Here is a 16,263-nt window from a genome sequence, read left to right on the forward strand (position 1 = left end):
GCTCATACCGCTCCGCGTCCGCCCATGCGTGGCCGCCATTGGGTGATCAGGCCACGTTGCATCGAACGAAGTTCGGTTTCGGTGAACACGTTGATCGAGACGTGGCGCGCGAGGTAATGCTCGAGCACGAGGCCGAGCAGATACGGGCTGATGCCTGAGAAGCCGGTTTCGTCGACCGTCAGTTCGCAGCGCACGCCACGCCCATACACGAGTAGTCCGTCGCCCGGCAGACGCCGGACCACCGGTTCAGTGCGTGCGCCGACGAGTGCCTCGATCTGCCGTGCCTGTTCGCGCTCGCCTGGGGCGATGAAGAGGCCGAGCATGTTGCGCAGCGCCTGGCCGCCGTCGCCGTGGTCGAGTTCGGCGAGCGGCATATAGTTGAAGCTCAGCTGCCTGATCAGACGCCACGCCGTTTCACCGCTCGCGTACGGCGCGCGCGGCGCGCTCGGTGCATGCACGAGGCGCACGCCCTCGATCGGCACGGAGTCCGACATCGTGAGGTCGGTTTTGCCGTTACGCGGGATCAGGCGCGGCAGGTCACGGTTCGTGACCCACGCTTCGACCGACAGGTAGCGGATGTCGTCAGCGTACGGCGCCTCCGCCTGATCGACGAGCGACACGTAGACCTCGGTCCCGATATACGGCGTACGGGTGCCGTACTTGCGTGCATTGGCCGACAGCGCGCGCTGCTCACGGCGCACCGAAAAATAGCGGCCGTGGTTGCCCACGTCGCTATGCAGCGTCTGATAAAGCGGATTGAACTCGACTTCGAGCGATGTTTGCGCTCGCTGACCGAATACGCGCGACACCGAAAAAATCTCGTAGTCGAGCGGCCGGGTGCGGTCGGCGAGCAGATGAAAATCGGTTTGCGCGCGATTGATTTCGACGCGGTCGGTGCGCTTGCGAAACAGGTTGATGACGGGCGTACAGAACAGCAGGAAACGCGCTGCGTCGACGTGCGCGGCCAGCTCTTCCGGCAGGCGGTCGAGCAGCAGCACGACCTCGGCCTCCTTGCTGTCCACGCGCGCGAGACCCGCCGCGAGCTGCGTCAGCGCAAAGAAATAGAAGCGCTGGCGGCATGCGAAGTATTCCTGAAGCAGGTTGTGGCCGTGAAACGTATTCCACGTGAGCGGCAGCAGACCCTGTTGCGCTTGCAGACCTTCAAATTCGACCGGTGTTTTCGCGACCACGTGCCCTTCGTCTCTCGACGCGCCATACGCGCGCACGACGGAGGCGACGCTACCGGCGTGGATCAGCTCGAACAGATGCGAAGCGATACGTTCGTCGCCACCGATGTAAATGGGCAGCCGGTCGAAGTCTGTCATCTGGTTGAACTTCACTTCGCCTGTTGTGCGCAGGCGCAGCCGTAACGCGCCGCGCAATTGCAGGTGCGGCAACAGATGGCGATCGGTGTCGGGGATATCCGGCGGCACGGCGCTGAGCCGGGCTTCAGCGATCTCGATAGGCCATAGCGTGACGTCCTGGCTGCTGCGGAATTCGCACGCGGTTTGCTCGCCGGGCGGGATCGCCGAGCGCAGCATGCTTTGCCGGGGCACCTTCAGCCCTCTCGTGAAATCGCCTTCGCGCAGGCTCGGACGCAACTGCGCGACGGCGATCGACGGCGTCGGCGCGACATAGTTCGGATAGACCACTTCGAGCAGGCGCTGCGTAAAGCGCGGAAATTCGGCGTCGAGTTTGATCTGCGTGCGCGCCGACATGAAGCAAAACGCCTCGATGAGCCGCTCCACGTAGGGGTCGGCAACGTCGATGCCCTCCATGCCAAGGCGGCGCGCGATTTTCGGGTGCTGGGCGGCGAACTCGCCGGCCATTTCCCGCATGTAGGTCAGTTCGCGGCTGTAGTAGTCGAGAAATCGTGGGTCCATGTCAACTTCCCTTGCCGGAGCCCAGCTCGAACGTGACGTGATTCATTTCGATGTCGAATGCACTCTGGATGCGAAATTCCAGTGGATAGGGCGACCAGCGCATGAGGCCATGAATCTCGAACGCGAGCTGGTTGTAGCGTACCGGGTTCTTGCTATTGAGCGGCCGGATGCGCAGCGACTCCGGAATCAGCCGCGGCTCGAAGCGAACGATCGCGTTGCGGACCGTCTTCTCGACGGTTTCCCAGTTGCGACTGGTGAGGTAGCTGCCGGACAACGCGGGAATGCCGTAATTGACGACCGACGCGGCTAGCATGGGGTAGCGCGCGATGTCCATTTCGTCGTCCAGGTTCGTCGTGTTGAGCAGCAGGCCGAGATCACGCTGGATGATGCGGCGCATGCCTTCGCTATTGGGCGCATAGGCCTCCGGCCGCTCGCTGCGCCGCGCGGGCGCATCGTCGAGCAGGCGGTCGATCAGCGACGGCATGTAGGCTTGCCGGTGTCGCGCGTCAGACGTGGTCATACGTGCTCGTCGTGATTGAACCGGCATTCGCCGATGTCGAGCAGGCCGACGTCGCCCTTGTCGGTGCTCCAGGTTTTCTGGCCGAGCGCGATCACGCCGGTTTCCCCTACGTCTTTCCAGGTTGTTTCGCGCGAGAGCCGGGTGGCGGCGGGACCACTTTCCGAGCCGGGATAGCGCACCGGCAGGTAGCCGCGCAGGATAGTCGCGTCGCGTAGGCCGACGACGGCCGAGCGCCAGACGAGGTCGGCCAGCGCGGTGACCGGACCGAGTGTCAGCGATTTCATCGAGTCGAACGGCACCCAGCGATACCCGCCCGCTACGGTCAGCTCACACACGGGGCCCAGCCGGCTATCGCTATCGGTCAGCCACTCGAATGCGCCGATCTGCGTGCTGTCGCCGCGCGTGGCCGGCGCGGCGTTCAACGCGGCGCCGCGCAGTTCGTCGGCGGCGGCGAGGTTGCCCTCGCCCAGCTTGACGTTGGCTTGCAGCAGCGATTTCACCCACTGGGGCAGCGGATCGATCTCGCCCGGCGCGCGCTGACCCGCGAACACCTCGGCGCGGAACATCTCGCTGCGAATCAGCCCGCGATACATCTGGGCGCGCGATGTGCCTTCCGGCTCTAGCGTGGCCCAGGTTTGCAGCTGTTGTAACGCGCGTTTCCATTCACCGTCGAGGCACAACAGCTCGAACAACAGCCAGCGTTCGCGCACGTTCGACGGATGCTTGCGCACGTTGTCGATGGTTTGCTCCTTGAGTTCGCAGTAAGTCTGCGCGTCGAGCAGGCTGCGAAGTGTTGGCGTGTCCGACTTGGGCAGGTCAGCGGTTATTTTCATCTGAAAATTCAGGCTCTTCGTATTCGATCGATTCAGGCATGGCGATGTGGCTGTCCATACTGATCATGTGATGTTCTTCGCGCGCAAGCTGCGCGGTTCTGCTCGCACGGTGCGCGGGAATTCCGCGCGGCGCGAGCAGCGCGAGGATCTCGTGCGTTTCGTCCGACTCGAAAATCTGCTCGGCACTGAACGAGTCAAGGCTATCGAGCAGGGTGTCGATGTTCTTCCCCTTCGTCAGCAGGTCGAACACCGACGCTTCAGCACGCGACGGATCGACAAGCTCGGCGAACGGGTCGTGAGGTGAGCCGATGATCGACCCGCCGTGATCTTCGGCCGACGCCTTGGGCTCGTGCGCGTTGCCGCTCTCCTGGCTCAACAGCGCGTGACGATATTCCAGCGTGAGCGCGGCGAGCGGGTCCGCTGCGTCGATGTCGGCTGCCAGAAGCTTTGCCATGCCGTCGTGTGCGCCGGGTTCCGCTGGATTCGGTTCGCGCCGCAACTGCAGCGGATCGTTATCGTCCTCTTCGGCGAGTGCGATCAGGTCGCTGAAGTCATCCGGCTGCATGAGCACGGGCTCGATCCGGTCCGCCGGAGAATTCACGCTCGACGGTGGTGCCTGGACAAAGTCTCCGGACGCATTCGCTATTTCGAGAGGCGGGTTCCGTAATAAATCGGGCATAGGCTGAAGGTCGGTATGCGCGCTCGGCCTAGCGCGAGGCGAACACTCCACGCCGGCGTGACTGTTCTCGCCTACGAAGGCCCACTGGCTTGCCTCACTCATTTCCGACCGATCGATTCGCGAAACGGTTGGAGCGAGCCGGAAAGACTGGATCGTTCGTGCGAAGGTCCTGAGCGCGCTTGCTTCGAAGGGCGAATGGTCCCAGCGAGCGTGATATCCAGTCATGGCCTGACCCGTATGCAACGGCGAATGAGATTTGCCTGGAAAGCGCGCATTTGTAAAAACTCTCTCGCCGCAGAAATAAAAAAAAGGATCACCAACTGAAAATGTGGGTTGGCGCGTGGAAGATATGAATGCTACTTCGCGCTCCTCGAGTGGAATATGGGCGACGGCCCAAATACACGCAGCGATCGACCGGCTATCCTTTGTCGTTCGATCAGTCTGGCCGGCGCGCTTTGTCGGATACCTGCCCGCGGAGCGCGGGATGCCGACGCGAGGCCACGCCTTTCCGCTACAAACATCTTTACCTGCAACGTCATCATGTCCATTTCACGCCACGCGTTGTTCGGCAAGCTCGGCGCAACGCTCTTCAGGAGCATCGAATCCGCAACGGCGTTTTCCAAGCTGCGCGGCAACCCGTATATCGAGCTCGCGCACTGGCTGCACCAGTTGCTCGCGCAGTCCGATAGCGACCTGCACCGCATCGTCAGACACTGCGGCATCAGCCGCGAACTGCTCGAGCGGGACCTGCAGACCGCGCTTGCCGCGCTGCCGTCCGGCGCGAGCGCGCTCACGGATTTTACGCATCACGTCGAGACGGCAATCGAGCGCGCGTGGGTGGTCGCGACGCTGGCATTCGGCGACGGTCGGATCCGCGGCGCATGGCTGATGGCGGCGCTTGTCGAGACGCCTGAGTTGCGGCGCTTGCTGCTGGCCATTTCGCCGGAGTTCGGCAAGATTGCCGTCGACGGCCTTCACGATGCGTTGCCGGCGTGGATTGCCGGCTCCCCCGAAGCGGAGGACACCCCGTACGACCAGAGTGACTTTTCGTCGGCGGTGCCGGGCGAGGCGTCCGGTGCGATCGCTGCGTCGGTGAAGGGCGCGGCACTCGCGCAGTTTTGCGCGGATCTGACCGCACGCGCGCGCGCCGGTGAAATCGATCCGGTGGTTGGGCGCGAAGTCGAGATTCGCACGATGATCGACGTGCTGTTGCGCCGGCGTCAGAACAATCCGTTGCTGACCGGCGACGCCGGGGTTGGCAAGACGGCGGTGGTCGAAGGCCTCGCGCGCGCGATCGCGGCCGGCGAAGTCCCGCCGAAACTTGCCGACGTGCGGCTGTTGAGCCTCGACGTCGGTGCGCTGCTTGCCGGCGCGAGCATGAAGGGCGAGTTCGAGGCCAGGCTGAAGTCGGTACTCGAGGAGGCGGCGAAGTCGTCGGCGCCGGTCGTGCTGTTCGTCGATGAGATTCACACGCTGGTCGGCGCCGGCGGCCAGGCCGGCACCGGCGACGCGGCGAACCTGCTGAAACCGGCGCTCGCCCGCGGCACGTTGCGCACGATCGGCGCGACGACGTGGGCCGAGTACAAGCGGCACATCGAGAAAGACCCGGCGCTCACGCGGCGCTTTCAGGTGCTGCAGATCGCCGAGCCCGAGGAGCCGTCCGCGATCGATATGGTCCGCGGACTCGCGCGCACGCTCGCGAGCCATCATGGCGTCGTGGTTCTCGACGAAGCGATTCGCGCAGCCGTGACACTGTCACATCGCTACATCCCGTCGCGTCAGTTGCCGGACAAGGCGATCAGCCTGCTCGACACCGCCTGCGCGCGCGTCGCGCTATCGCAGCATGCGCCGCCGCGCGAATTGCAGCGGATACGCGAGCGCTTGCAAGCCGCGCGCGTCGAAGCCGATCTGCTCGGTAACGAGGTGCGCATCGGGCTCGGCAGCGAGGCTGCGCTGGCCGACGTCAAGGCGACCATCGCGACGTTCGAGCTCGAGGAACGTGTTGTCGAAGCCGCTTGGCAGGCCCAGTCCGATGTGGCGAAGGCGCTGGCGCACGCGCGCGAGGTCGAAAGCGAGCGCGCCGCCGCAGCCCGACCTGAGGCCGAAGTGCGCGATCGCGCGGCGACCGCGCTGGAGACGTTGCGCGAGCTGGAGCGGACGTTATCGAACCTGCAGGCGGATACGCCATTCGTGTTCCCGGAAGTCGGCGAAGCGATCGTCGCCGACATCGTCTCTGACTGGACCGGTATTCCAGTCGGACGCATGATCACCGATGAGGTCAGCGCCGTTCAGGTGCTGCCCGCCACGCTGGCGGCGCGCGTGATCGGCCAGCACGACGCGTTGCAGCAGATCGGCGAGCGCGTGCAGACGGCGCGCGCCGGGCTCGCGGACCCGCGCAAGCCACTCGGCGTCTTCCTGCTCGCGGGGCCGTCCGGCGTCGGCAAGACGGAAACCGCGCTCGCATTGGCGGAGGCGCTCTATGGCGGCGAGCAGAACCTCATCACGATCAACATGAGCGAGTACCAGGAGGCGCATACGGTCTCGGGACTCAAGGGCGCGCCGCCTGGCTACGTCGGGTACGGCGATGGCGGCGTGCTGACCGAAGCGGTGCGCCGACGTCCGTACTCGGTCGTGTTGCTCGACGAGATTGAAAAGGCGCACGGCGACGTGCACGAAATGTTCTACCAGGTGCTGGACAAGGGCTACATGGAAGACGGCGATGGTCGCTATATCGATTTCCGCAATACGACCATCCTGATGACCAGCAATGTCGGCTCCGATCTGAGCGCGAGCCTATGCGCGGACGAAATGCTTGCGCCGGACTTTGACGGTCTGCGTTCCGCGCTTTCGACGGAATTGCTGAAGGCGTTTCCGGCCGCCTTCCTCGGACGCGTGACGCTGGTGCCATATCGTCCGCTGGGCTCGGATTCGCTCGCGCGGATCGTGCGTTTGCATCTCGATCGAGTCGTTCGGCGGATGGCGGACAACCACCGCATCGCGCTGAGTTATGCGGCGGAGGTGGTCGACTACATCGTCGGGCGCTGCCTCGTGCAGGAGACCGGTGCGCGTCTTTTGATCGGCTTCATCGAACAGCACGTGCTGCCGCGCCTCGCCCGGCAGTGGCTCGATGCGTTTGCAGCGAAAAGCGCGCTCACGCATATGACGATCGAGGTGAGCGATCCGGCCGCGGCACCTGTTGAAGCGCTCGTGGTTCGGTCGTCCTGCCAAGTGTAGTCGGCTTCGCACTCGGTGACCTGCATCGCGAATGACGAGTCGTTGATCGTGCAGCGGCGTGACGAGGCGCATAGCCGGCCGGTCAGGGGCTGCATGGATGCTTCGCAAACGTCTCTTTTGGCATTTTTTTTGCCGGGCAAAAGCGCTGGTTTTTTGACATCATTTTCACATATGCATGTTCAATGCCACGCGGCATGATCGCCACACCACCAGAAATCGTCAATCGAACGGAATCCTTAAAAATTGCTCGCGTTACACGATCGGGATAAGCTATAAAGACAAAAAGATCCGCATCATGCATTTGCGGCGCCCGAAGTGAGGAGCACAAATGAAAGACGTGACGAACAGCGGGTTTGTGGCTTTAAACGAGCCATTGAAACTCATGCATGTCTTTCATACAGTATGAATGCGCGTGCGAATCGACATGCGGTCATGGTAGGTTTTCGGCGCTGCCGTGCTGATCGTATGCGTCATCCATAGCGGGGCAACAATAGGTCGAAATCCGTTAAGCCGTTCAATTGCAACCGGAATGACTGGAGAACAACAATGCTTTTCTTTAATGATGGTTTCACATTCCCGAATTTTCTGGCCGACGTTTTCTCCATCTTCATCTTTATCCTGTGGTTCTGGCTGTTGATCACGGTGTCGAGCGACCTGTTCCGCCGCCATGACGTGTCCGGATGGGGCAAGGTTCTGTGGGTGATTTTTCTCATCATCCTGCCGTATATCGGCATCTTCGCGTATCTGCTCACGCAGCATCGCGGCATGGCGGAACGCGATCAGGCGCGGGCCAAGCAGGTGCGCGAAGATCTGCGCAATGTGGTGGGCTTCAGTGTCGCCGACGAAATCGAGAAGCTCGACAAGCTGAAAGCGTCCGGTTCGATTTCCGGGGAAGAGCACTCGCGTCTGCGCGCGAAGCTCGTGCAGTAAGCGTCGGTTACCTGACTGCAGCCATGGGCGAGCGGGCGCGTGGTCCGTGTCGCCTCGGCTTTTGCGCGGCGAAGGATCGTGCGATCGAACGTAACGGGAGGAACCCTTGCTTACCCGCCTCGCCCACGTTCGGAACGCTGCCGCGCGAACCGCGCGCGCGCCGCTGGCATTGCGCCGCGCCGCGCTCACGTGCGCGACGGCGATGATGCTCGCGGCTTGCGCGCAGCCGTGGCAGCAATTCCAGGCGGGTCAGGATCAAGCGGCGATCGTCGCCCGCATGGGTCCGCCGCGCGAAGTCTATGACCTGCCGGGGGGCGGCCGCCGACTGATGTGGCCGACCCAGCCGATGGGCTCGACCACCGTCGCCGCCGATATCGACGCTTCAGGCAAGATCGTGAACGTGCGTCAGGTCTTGCAGTTGAGCGAATTCAATCGCGCGGAAATCGGCAAATGGACGCGCGACGATGTGCTGATCAATTTCGGCCGCCCCGTGCAAACGCAGTTCTTCCGGCTCTCGCAACGCGAAGTCTGGTCATACCGTTATATCGAAAGCAACATCCACCACATGTTGTTCAATTTCGCGTTCGACACCAACGGCGTGTTGCGCGAGACGCAGCGCACGCCCGATCCCGTGCGAGATCGCGATTTGCGACGGTTCTGAACTGTGAGCTATAGCAGCGACTCAATTGGCATAATCGACAGCATCCAAACACCGAGCCGTGCGTACCACGTCGTATTCGGTTCGGTGTCATGGCGGGTTTCGACGTCGCCGTTGGTTTCGATCCAGTACAGCTTGCCGTTTTTGTCGAGATGCACCGCGTACGCGACGCTCGGCAGTAGCGCGAGAAACTTGCGATCGACCCGCGTCGCGAGCTCGGTGCTGTCGATGACGAGTCCAAGCTCGGTATTCAGATGCGCGGAGCGCGGATCGAAGTTGAACGAACCGACGAAGACCCGCTGGGAGTCCACGATGAAAGTCTTCGCATGCAAGCTCGACCCGGAGCTGCCGAACGGCCCCGGCGACTGTTCTTTCTTGTAGGTGGCGCCCGCCACGCGCCGCAATTCATACAGGTGCACGCCGTTTTGCAGCAACTCGACGCGCCGCCTCATATAGCCCGAATGCACGGCGACGACATCGGTCGCTTCGAGCGCGTTCGTCAACACCCGCACGTCGACGCCCTGGGCGGCGAGCCCGCTCAGATACTGCGTGCCCGTGTTTGCCGGCACGAAGTACGGGGAGACGAGGTCGAGCGACTTCGTCGGCTGGCCCATCACTTCGCGGAGCTGGTGGGAAATCAGCGCTTCCGGCGGCGCGTTGTTGAGGCCTTTCGCGGGGTCGTCGCTGATCATCTTCGTTTTGGCCCAGTCGAGTGGCAGCTTGTCGTCGAGCAGGTTCTGCACGACGCGCGGGCCGCGCAGCGCTTGCTTATACTCAGCGGCGGCAGGATCCTGCTCGATCGCCTGCGCATTACGCTCCAGCGTGGCCAGCTCATCGACGCTCTCGTGCGGCAGGATCTTCCCGACCGGATACGCCGACGCGCTTGCCCAGTAGCGGTCGAAATCGCGCGAGACGTCGGTCGCGGCCGGTCCGACCGCGAGTACGTCGAGGTCGGCGAAGACGACGCCGTCGGTGGCATCGAAGTACTCGTCGCCGATGTTGCGGCCGCCGAGGATCGTCGCGGTGGCGTCGGCGGTCAGGGACTTGTTGTGCATGCGTCGATTGGCGCGCGAAAAGTCGGTCACGAAGCCGAGGATTTTCGGGCTGCGCACGACGAACGGGTTGAACAGGCGCACCTCGATGTTCGGATGCGCGTCGAGCGCCGCCAGTGTCGGGTCGAGCGCGGAGGCGATGCCGAGATCGTCGAGCAGCAGGCGCACCCGCACGCCCCGGTCCGCCGCTTCGTGGATCTGCTCGAGCAGCAGCGTGCCGGTCAGATCGTCGCGCCAGATGTAGTACTGGATGTCGAGCGTGCGTTGCGCGGAACGGATCAGGTCCATGCGCGCGGCAAACGCGACATGCGCATCCGCCAGCGGATAAATGCCCGCCAGCCCCGCGTGCGCGGCCAGCTCGGGCGCGACCGCGCGACCGAGATCCGTGGTGGCCGCCACCGCGGGCGACAACGCATGCGACGCCTGGCGACCCTCGAGCGACGGTAACGGCGCGCAGCCGGCCAGCAGGCTTGCGCACAGCAGCGCGCACAGCGCGCCTCTCCATCGGCGGTGCGGGAACGACGGGTGGTGGATCTGCGCTTGCATGGAGTCCAGGTCTTCGTTTGGGTCGCGCGAGCCGGCCGGTTCCAGAATCGGAACATCGCGTGGCGTTGCTCGACAAAGCTTCGCTCGACCGCCTGTACTGACGGTGTCGCGCGCATGCTTGCACGCAACTTGCATTGGTTGAGAAGAATACTATGAGCGCATGCCCATCGGTGCGCCGCCCGACGCTCTTGTTGCGCAAAGCGCTTTGTCCGATGATACGAGCAGGCTGCGCGAATTCGAACGGGGGCCAACCCGGCCGCGCATCGACCGCATGGTTTCCATGCAATCGAGCGTGATCCGCTCCGTGTCAGCGCAAAGGGTCATAAAGGGTCCGGTTCACGGCGCCTTCGAGCGTTTCGCCCACTGTGGAGTCGAGCAACGTGAAGATCTCCCGCTTGCTGCTTGCTAGCGTGCTGCTTTTCGTGGTGGGCACCGCGCTGCAGATGATATGGCCGCTCGCGCAGCCGGCCTCGTATCACCACTTCGCCGATCAACGCTCGCTGGGGCCGCTGCACCATGCTGCGGACGTGCTGTCGAACGTCGTCATTCTGATCGCCGGTGTGCTCTGTCTGCGTTGGGTCCAGCGCCATGCGTCCGACCAGCCGGCGCAATTTCCCGGCATGGTCGTCGCCGCGCTCGGGCTGCTCTTCACCGCGTTCGGCTCGGCTTACTACCACATGGCGCCGAACGATGCGACGCTCGTCTGGGACCGCCTGCCGATGACCATCGTGTTCGCCGGCATCCTCGCCATGCTATGGACGTCGTGGAGCGGACAGCGCGTCGGCTGGGCGCAGATGCTGATCATGGTGGTCGTGTCGCCCGCCACCGTCGGCTACTGGCTCGTGTTCAACAGCCTGTGGCCTTACGCGATTCTTCAGTTCGGCGGGCTCATGCTGATCGTCGGCCTGACGCTCACGCGCAAGGTGGACGGCGTGATCGCATGGACGCTCGTGATCGTCTTCTACGGGGTCGCGAAGATTTTCGAAAGCCTCGATTGGCAGATATGGGAGCTGACGCATCACGTGATCGCCGGCCATGCGTTGAAGCACGTGGCGAGCGGTCTCGCCGGCGCGGCGATGATTCTGGTCGCGAACGCGGCGCCGCGCTCCGTCGCGGGCATCGTGCCGCGCGGGCCGGGCGGTATCGGGCATTCGGGTACGTCGCGTTGAAGCCGCGCCATGGCGAAGTGACGCGGCCTCCGGCCGACGTCACTGCGGTTCGTACCACGAATACGTCGCCAACGTGCTTACCGGCGGCGTACCGATTTGCAGCGTGATGTCGCGCAACGACGTCAGCTCGATACTGCGCAAGTCGCCCATATAGCGGCGCGAATCGCCGTTGTCGTTGATATACGCGACCACGTCGCCCATGATGCCCGCGACGTTCGTGTTCGTCAGCGGCTCGCCCCAGATATCGAAGAACTCGCCGAGCGTATAGGTCTTGAGGTTCGGCGCTTCGATATGGATGATGCCGGTGTTGTCGTGCGTATGCATCTCATACGTGCATTGCGACAGGATGCCGACGTTCATCGGCAACGCGAGCCACTGCCCGTCCTTGATGATCGCGAGGTGCGCGTGCACGTGGTACAGCACGCTCATGTCCGGCGCGCAGGTCAGGCCGTCGACCGGCGTGCCGGTGCCGCCCGTCGAGGTCGTGCCGTTCGGCCAGAACGACGAGCCGACCACGCCTCCGAAGACGAGCGTGATCGGGTTCGGGTCGAACGGCGGCGGATCGGTCCAGGTGTAGGTGGGCACTTGGGTGACAGGCGTGCCGACCATGACCGTGATTTCGGTGTGCGGCTTCAGCACGAGGCTCGCGGGGTCGCCCGTATATTGCGTGAGCGTGCCGCCGTCGTTCACGTAGATCGCGATTGGCGAGGCGGTCAATCCCGCCACGTTCGACGCACTCAGCGTCTCGCCCCAGATCGAGAAGAACTGGCCGAGCGTATAGGTCGCGCCGGTCGTCGCGTCCATATGGATCTTGCCGCTCGAATCGACCGTGTGCACCGGATATGCGCAGCCAGTTGGCGTGGTCAGGGTCGGCTCGACCATGCCGATGTTGGGTGGCAGCGTCAGGAGTTGCCCGTTCTGGTAGATCGACAGATGCGCGTATGTGTACGCGGTACTACGCAACCCGCAGTTCAGTCCGCTGACGGGCTGACCGGTTCCGCCCGAAGCCGTGACGCCCGCGGGCCAGATGGCGGCGCCGAGTGTCGTGCCGTCGATGATCGGCGTCGCGGCGGCGAGCTTCGGTGTCGTGGCGCTCGCGTCGGATGCGCTCGACGGGCTCGACGCGGGGGTCGGGCTAGATGCCGGTGTCGGACTCGACGCGGGCGCGGGACTCGATGCTGGCATGGTCGCGCCAGCCGCGCCGTTCGAGCCGGTGCTGGCCGGGTCGGCGCCGCTGCCGCCCCCACCACCGCCACAAGCGGACAATGTCCACATCAGACCCACTGCGACGAATCGCGACCCCAGCCGTTGCAGCATCTCGTACTCCCATGTCGTGAGGTGAGAGGATGCGTGCAATCGGACATCACGCACAGATATAGCGCGGACATCGCACGGGCACGCGCGGCGCGGCTTCGCTGCATGGATTCGGCCGTGCGCTGCCACCGCGTGACGCAGGCGCTCGCTTCGGATCACGTCAGGAGATCGAAACCGATTAGGGCAGCGTAGCAGATGGGTTTCACGAGCGAATCCGGCGCATCACGACGTTTCGCGACATTCTGCTGGCGCATTTGGAGGTGTCGACCCGGAGTTTGCCGGCGGAGCGATCTGGCGCGCTTTTTATGTGAGCTGTCATCGTTCTGTGCGAAGATCAGTGCTGTCCATCGCGCGACCGGCTGGTAAGGGGATCGCACGGCGGGCGCGTGCCCGGCCATCGCCGTCGTCCTCGGGTGACCTTGGGGTGACTCTCTGGCGCACCTGTTTGCGGATTCATGGAGCACTGACCAATGACCGACAGATTGCAAGCGTCCGTATATGTAGTGGTGCTGCTGCTGATTGTGGGCTGGGTGCTGTATATCGGGCGCGCGGTTTTCGTGCCGATCGTGTTCGGCGCGATCGCGGTATACGTGGTGGTCGACTTCACGCGGCTGCTGCAACGCATTCCGGTGATCGGCCCGCGGCTGCCGGTCCAGTTGCGCTACGGACTCTCGATGTTCCTGATCGGCGCCGCGATCTTCTTCGCGGTCGACATGCTCGTCGAGAACTACGACGCGCTCGTCGCGCTCGCGCCGCGCTACCAGGACTCGGTCCTGCTGATGATCCACAAGATTTCGACGCTGCTGCACCTCGAAAGCGAGCCGACGTGGGAATCGCTGCGGCGGAACATGCTCACACAGTTGAATATTCAGGCGATGGTGACCGGCATGCTGGCGTCGCTGTCGTCGGTGATCATCGACCTGTTCGTGATCGTGCTGTATGCGAGTTTTCTGCTGGTCGAGCGCCGGACGTTCGGCGACAAGCTGACGAACATGACCGCCAATTCGACCAACGCGGCGCGCATCCGGGGCGTGGTCACCGACATCAACCGGCGCATTGGCGCCTATCTCGCGCTGAAGACGTTCCTCGGCGTGCTGCTAGGCGGGATCTGCTGGCTCGCGATGCGCAGCGTCGGCCTCGAGTTCGCCGGGCTGTGGGCGATACTGACCGCGCTGCTGAACTACGTGCCCTATATCGGCTCGGTGCTCGCGATCGTGTTCCCGGTGCTGATGTCGGTGCTGCAGTTCGGCGACCTGAATTCGATCCTGGTCGTGCTGGTGTCGCTGACCGCGATTCACTTCGTGATCGGCAATATTCTCGATCCGTATCTGACGGGCAACTCCCTGAACCTGAGCCCGTTCGCGATTCTCGCGAGCATGGCCGTGTGGTCGGCTTTGTGGGGCGTGCCGGGCGCCTTTCTCGCGGTGCCGATCACCGCCAGCATGACGATCATTTTCTCCGAGTTCGAAATGACGCGGCCGGTGGCGGTGCTGCTGTCGAAAAACGGCCGGCTCACTTACGGCAAGACCGAACAGACCGCGTGAAGCGCCCACCATGGCGGACATATGATCGACCCGGCGAATGAAACACGTCTATCTCGACGCGTGCGGCTTGCCGCCGCCGCACGCTGTTGCCATCAGCGTTTAACGCTTGCTGCTTACTGCGAAGAACCCGACCACGTCTGGCCGGTCGTCGCCGGTGCTGATGTAGTTGTAGGCGAACACGACGTTCTTCAGGTAGCCGTCGAACGCGATCTTGCTGGCCGACGAAGTCGTGGTGCTGCTGGTCGCCAGCGCCTGCGTGACCGCCTTCGAGGCCGAACCCGGGTCGAACGCGTCGGTGTTCTCGCGGTATCGTCCACAGCACCGTTGCCATCTCTTATAAATCGAAAAATTTTCGATCGGCCTTTGACGCGAGGTTCACGCAAAGCCGTGCAACAATGGCCTCGGGTTGCGGTCAGGGCCAGGGGCCGCAGCTTGTGCGTCGTTCCATCAACACGAGGCCTGCCGCTCGATGACAAAGCCTGCCTGGACGCTCCTCGTGGCCGCGATCGTTCTTGGCGCGGCGGCGGCCGGGCATCGGCTATCGGTTCTAACGCGAACATATGCCCGGCTCACACGACCCTGCAGTCCCGCCGACCCCCGTCTCGGGCGGCGCCGAAGCACTCGAAGACCCGGCGCTGCTGCGTCGCCTGCTGCGTGCGAAAGACCGCATCGATGCGGCCTCGCACGAAGCCTGGCCGGTGCGGCGCTTGGCTGAAGTCAGCGGCGTGTCGGAGGCGCACTTCGCGCGTTCGTTCAAGCGGGCCTTCGGCGTGCCGCCACACCGTTATCTGCTGACGCGGCGTATCGAGCAGGCCACCACACTGCTGCGCGATACCGACCTCGGCATCACCGACATCGCGTTCGCGACCGGCTGGGAAAGCCTCGGCACGTTCGGCCGCGTCTTTCGCGACATTACCGGCCTGAGCCCGAGCGAGATGCGCGTGCAGGCACGCGCCAACCACGCTGAACTCGATCGCGTGCCCGCCTGCGTGCTGAAGGCCGCGCAACGCCCCGATCTGACGACCGCAGTTCTGGAAAAGCGCCGCCGCGTGGTCGGCGACACTGTCGAGCCTCCTACCAGCGAGACTTCGTGAATGAGGGTATCGATGTGGTCGGCGCGCACGTCGACGATCAGAAGGGACGCAGCGCTCGCGTTCGACGCGCGAGCGCCGCGATGCCGATGCCCCGCTGCCTTTGCGAAGCGCTTTAGCGTCTCGCGGCCTCCGGCGGCGTCGCGTGGCCGACCGATCCGATCGGCGCGCTCGGTTACTCGGAGGACGAGATTCGCGCGGTCGTCGCCGAAACCGGCGCGCCAGCGTGCCGAAGGCCGGGCAAACGCCCGAACCTGCCGATCGCAGTTTTGGAGAAGCGCCGCCGCGTGGCCAGCGATACAGTCGAACCCTCAACCAGCGAGGGAGGAGTTATGAATCAGGGTATCAATGTGGTCGGTTTGTACGTCGACGATCAGGATGCGGCGCTTTCGTTCTACGTCGACAAACTCGGCTTTCGCGTCCACACCGACGTGCGCAACGGTGCTTACCGCTGGCTCACGGTCCAGCACCCGGAACAGCCGACTTTCCAGTTGGGACTGTTCGCGCCGGGGCCCCCGGTCCACGATGAAGCGACCGCGCAAACGCTGCGCGCGATGGTTGCGAAGGGGGCGATGCCGCCATTGGTGCTGTCCGTTGCCGACTGTCGCGCGAGCTACGAGCAATTGAAGGCGCGCGGCGTGGAATTCACGCAGGAGCCGGTGGATCGTTTTGGCAGCGTCGATGCGGGCTTTCGCGATCCGGCGGGCAATGGATGGAAGATGATCCAGGCGGCAACCGGCAAGTGAGCGTGAGCGATCCGCCGCGCGCGGGCGCGGCGCGCAGCCGCATAAGGCCGGCGGTGCGTCGCAC

The 16,263-nt window shown here is 63.9% G+C and carries 15 protein-coding genes; 8 read left to right on the forward strand and 7 right to left on the reverse strand.

Translation table 11 applies throughout. The features are described from left to right. Positions 1–2: 2 nt before the first annotated feature. From tssF to HDG34_RS19685, 4 genes are read right to left on the reverse strand one after another with little or no spacing between them, the layout of a single operon-like run. A complete protein-coding gene (gene tssF / locus HDG34_RS19670) occupies positions 3–1,883 on the reverse strand; it encodes a type VI secretion system baseplate subunit TssF (protein WP_090810718.1) in 1,881 nt (626 codons plus the stop codon). A 1-nt stretch (position 1,884) separates the two neighbouring features. Continuing rightward, positions 1,885–2,403, reverse strand: coding sequence for a type VI secretion system baseplate subunit TssE (gene tssE, locus HDG34_RS19675; protein ID WP_184061782.1), 519 nt, complete (start codon positions 2,401–2,403; stop codon positions 1,885–1,887). After that, a complete protein-coding gene (locus tag HDG34_RS19680; RefSeq protein ID WP_184061783.1) occupies positions 2,400–3,236 on the reverse strand; it encodes a type VI secretion system accessory protein TagJ in 837 nt (278 codons plus the stop codon). Before HDG34_RS19680 ends, tssE begins: the two co-directional genes overlap by 4 nt. Continuing rightward, entirely contained in the window at positions 3,220–3,801 is a 582-nt protein-coding gene (locus tag HDG34_RS19685) for a TagK domain-containing protein (protein ID WP_260321240.1), read from the reverse strand. Before HDG34_RS19685 ends, HDG34_RS19680 begins: the two co-directional genes overlap by 17 nt. A 654-nt stretch (positions 3,802–4,455) precedes the next feature. On the opposite strand from HDG34_RS19685, the gene tssH reads away from it, so the two are divergent. Next, the gene (gene tssH, locus HDG34_RS19690; protein WP_184061785.1) at positions 4,456–7,149 is read left to right on the forward strand and encodes a type VI secretion system ATPase TssH; all 2,694 of its coding nucleotides are present in this window, start codon (positions 4,456–4,458) and stop codon (positions 7,147–7,149) included. A gap of 82 nt (positions 7,150–7,231) precedes the next feature. Here tssH and HDG34_RS19695 read toward each other — a convergent pair whose 3' ends face one another. Then, positions 7,232–7,450, reverse strand: coding sequence for a hypothetical protein (locus HDG34_RS19695; RefSeq protein WP_143037291.1), 219 nt, complete (start codon positions 7,448–7,450; stop codon positions 7,232–7,234). Positions 7,451–7,695: 245 nt separating this feature from the next. Between HDG34_RS19695 and HDG34_RS19700 the strand changes: the two genes are divergently transcribed. Together HDG34_RS19700 and HDG34_RS19705 are read left to right on the forward strand one after the other, a co-directional pair. Beyond that, positions 7,696–8,079, forward strand: coding sequence for an SHOCT domain-containing protein (locus HDG34_RS19700; protein WP_184045085.1), 384 nt, complete (start codon positions 7,696–7,698; stop codon positions 8,077–8,079). A gap of 106 nt (positions 8,080–8,185) precedes the next feature. After that, on the forward strand, positions 8,186–8,740 hold the full coding sequence (locus HDG34_RS19705; RefSeq protein ID WP_409259447.1) for a hypothetical protein: 555 nt from the start codon (positions 8,186–8,188) through the stop codon (positions 8,738–8,740). An 8-nt stretch (positions 8,741–8,748) separates the two neighbouring features. On the opposite strand, the gene HDG34_RS19710 is transcribed toward HDG34_RS19705, so the two are convergent. Further along, complete coding sequence (locus HDG34_RS19710; RefSeq protein ID WP_184061786.1) at positions 8,749–10,335, reverse strand: phospholipase D family protein; 1,587 nt, start codon at positions 10,333–10,335, stop codon at positions 8,749–8,751. A 380-nt stretch (positions 10,336–10,715) separates the two neighbouring features. Between HDG34_RS19710 and HDG34_RS19715 the strand changes: the two genes are divergently transcribed. After that, positions 10,716–11,504 carry a hypothetical protein gene (locus HDG34_RS19715; protein WP_184061787.1) on the forward strand — a complete coding sequence of 263 codons (789 nt, stop codon included), beginning with the start codon at positions 10,716–10,718 and terminating at the stop codon, positions 11,502–11,504. A 39-nt stretch (positions 11,505–11,543) separates the two neighbouring features. On the opposite strand, the gene HDG34_RS19720 is transcribed toward HDG34_RS19715, so the two are convergent. Beyond that, on the reverse strand, positions 11,544–12,821 hold the full coding sequence (locus HDG34_RS19720) for a hypothetical protein (protein ID WP_184061788.1): 1,278 nt from the start codon (positions 12,819–12,821) through the stop codon (positions 11,544–11,546). 467 nt (positions 12,822–13,288) lie between these two features. Here HDG34_RS19720 and HDG34_RS19725 point away from each other — a divergent pair, with 467 nt between their 5' ends. The 4 genes from HDG34_RS19725 (at position 13,289) to HDG34_RS19735 (ending at position 16,199) form a co-directional block, all read left to right on the forward strand. Further along, on the forward strand, positions 13,289–14,362 hold the full coding sequence (locus HDG34_RS19725) for an AI-2E family transporter (protein ID WP_184061789.1): 1,074 nt from the start codon (positions 13,289–13,291) through the stop codon (positions 14,360–14,362). Between the two features lie 211 nt (positions 14,363–14,573). Then, positions 14,574–14,702: a hypothetical protein gene (locus HDG34_RS39280; RefSeq protein WP_260321241.1), complete on the forward strand. Its 129-nt coding sequence runs from the start codon at positions 14,574–14,576 to the stop codon at positions 14,700–14,702. Between the two features lie 220 nt (positions 14,703–14,922). Then, positions 14,923–15,456, forward strand: a complete 534-nt coding sequence (locus HDG34_RS19730) for a helix-turn-helix domain-containing protein (RefSeq protein WP_184061790.1) — start codon at positions 14,923–14,925, stop codon at positions 15,454–15,456. A gap of 329 nt (positions 15,457–15,785) precedes the next feature. After that, entirely contained in the window at positions 15,786–16,199 is a 414-nt protein-coding gene (locus HDG34_RS19735) for a VOC family protein (RefSeq protein WP_090810736.1), read from the forward strand. The last annotated feature ends 64 nt before the right edge of the window (positions 16,200–16,263 follow it).

This window comes from Paraburkholderia sp. HC6.4b (assembly GCF_014200875.1).
GTDB classification, from domain to species: domain Bacteria; phylum Pseudomonadota; class Gammaproteobacteria; order Burkholderiales; family Burkholderiaceae; genus Paraburkholderia; species Paraburkholderia tuberum.

Bases quoted from the DNA above. Each gene is read 5' to 3' on its own strand.
- HDG34_RS19735 (WP_090810736.1), top strand. From the start codon at position 15,786: ATGAATCAGGGTATCAATGTGGTCGGTTTGTACGTCGACGATCAGGAT.
- tssF (WP_090810718.1), bottom strand. From the start codon at position 1,883: ATGGACCCACGATTTCTCGACTACTACAGCCGCGAACTGACCTACATG.
- HDG34_RS19725 (WP_184061789.1), top strand. From the start codon at position 13,289: ATGACCGACAGATTGCAAGCGTCCGTATATGTAGTGGTGCTGCTGCTG.
- HDG34_RS19695 (WP_143037291.1), bottom strand. From the start codon at position 7,450: ATGCATGATGCGGATCTTTTTGTCTTTATAGCTTATCCCGATCGTGTA.
- HDG34_RS19710 (WP_184061786.1), bottom strand. From the start codon at position 10,335: ATGCAAGCGCAGATCCACCACCCGTCGTTCCCGCACCGCCGATGGAGA.
- tssH (WP_184061785.1), top strand. From the start codon at position 4,456: ATGTCCATTTCACGCCACGCGTTGTTCGGCAAGCTCGGCGCAACGCTC.
- HDG34_RS19730 (WP_184061790.1), top strand. From the start codon at position 14,923: ATGCCCGGCTCACACGACCCTGCAGTCCCGCCGACCCCCGTCTCGGGC.
- tssE (WP_184061782.1), bottom strand. From the start codon at position 2,403: ATGACCACGTCTGACGCGCGACACCGGCAAGCCTACATGCCGTCGCTG.
- HDG34_RS19680 (WP_184061783.1), bottom strand. From the start codon at position 3,236: ATGAAAATAACCGCTGACCTGCCCAAGTCGGACACGCCAACACTTCGC.
- HDG34_RS19685 (WP_260321240.1), bottom strand. From the start codon at position 3,801: ATGCAGCCGGATGACTTCAGCGACCTGATCGCACTCGCCGAAGAGGAC.
- HDG34_RS19720 (WP_184061788.1), bottom strand. From the start codon at position 12,821: ATGCTGCAACGGCTGGGGTCGCGATTCGTCGCAGTGGGTCTGATGTGG.
- HDG34_RS19700 (WP_184045085.1), top strand. From the start codon at position 7,696: ATGCTTTTCTTTAATGATGGTTTCACATTCCCGAATTTTCTGGCCGAC.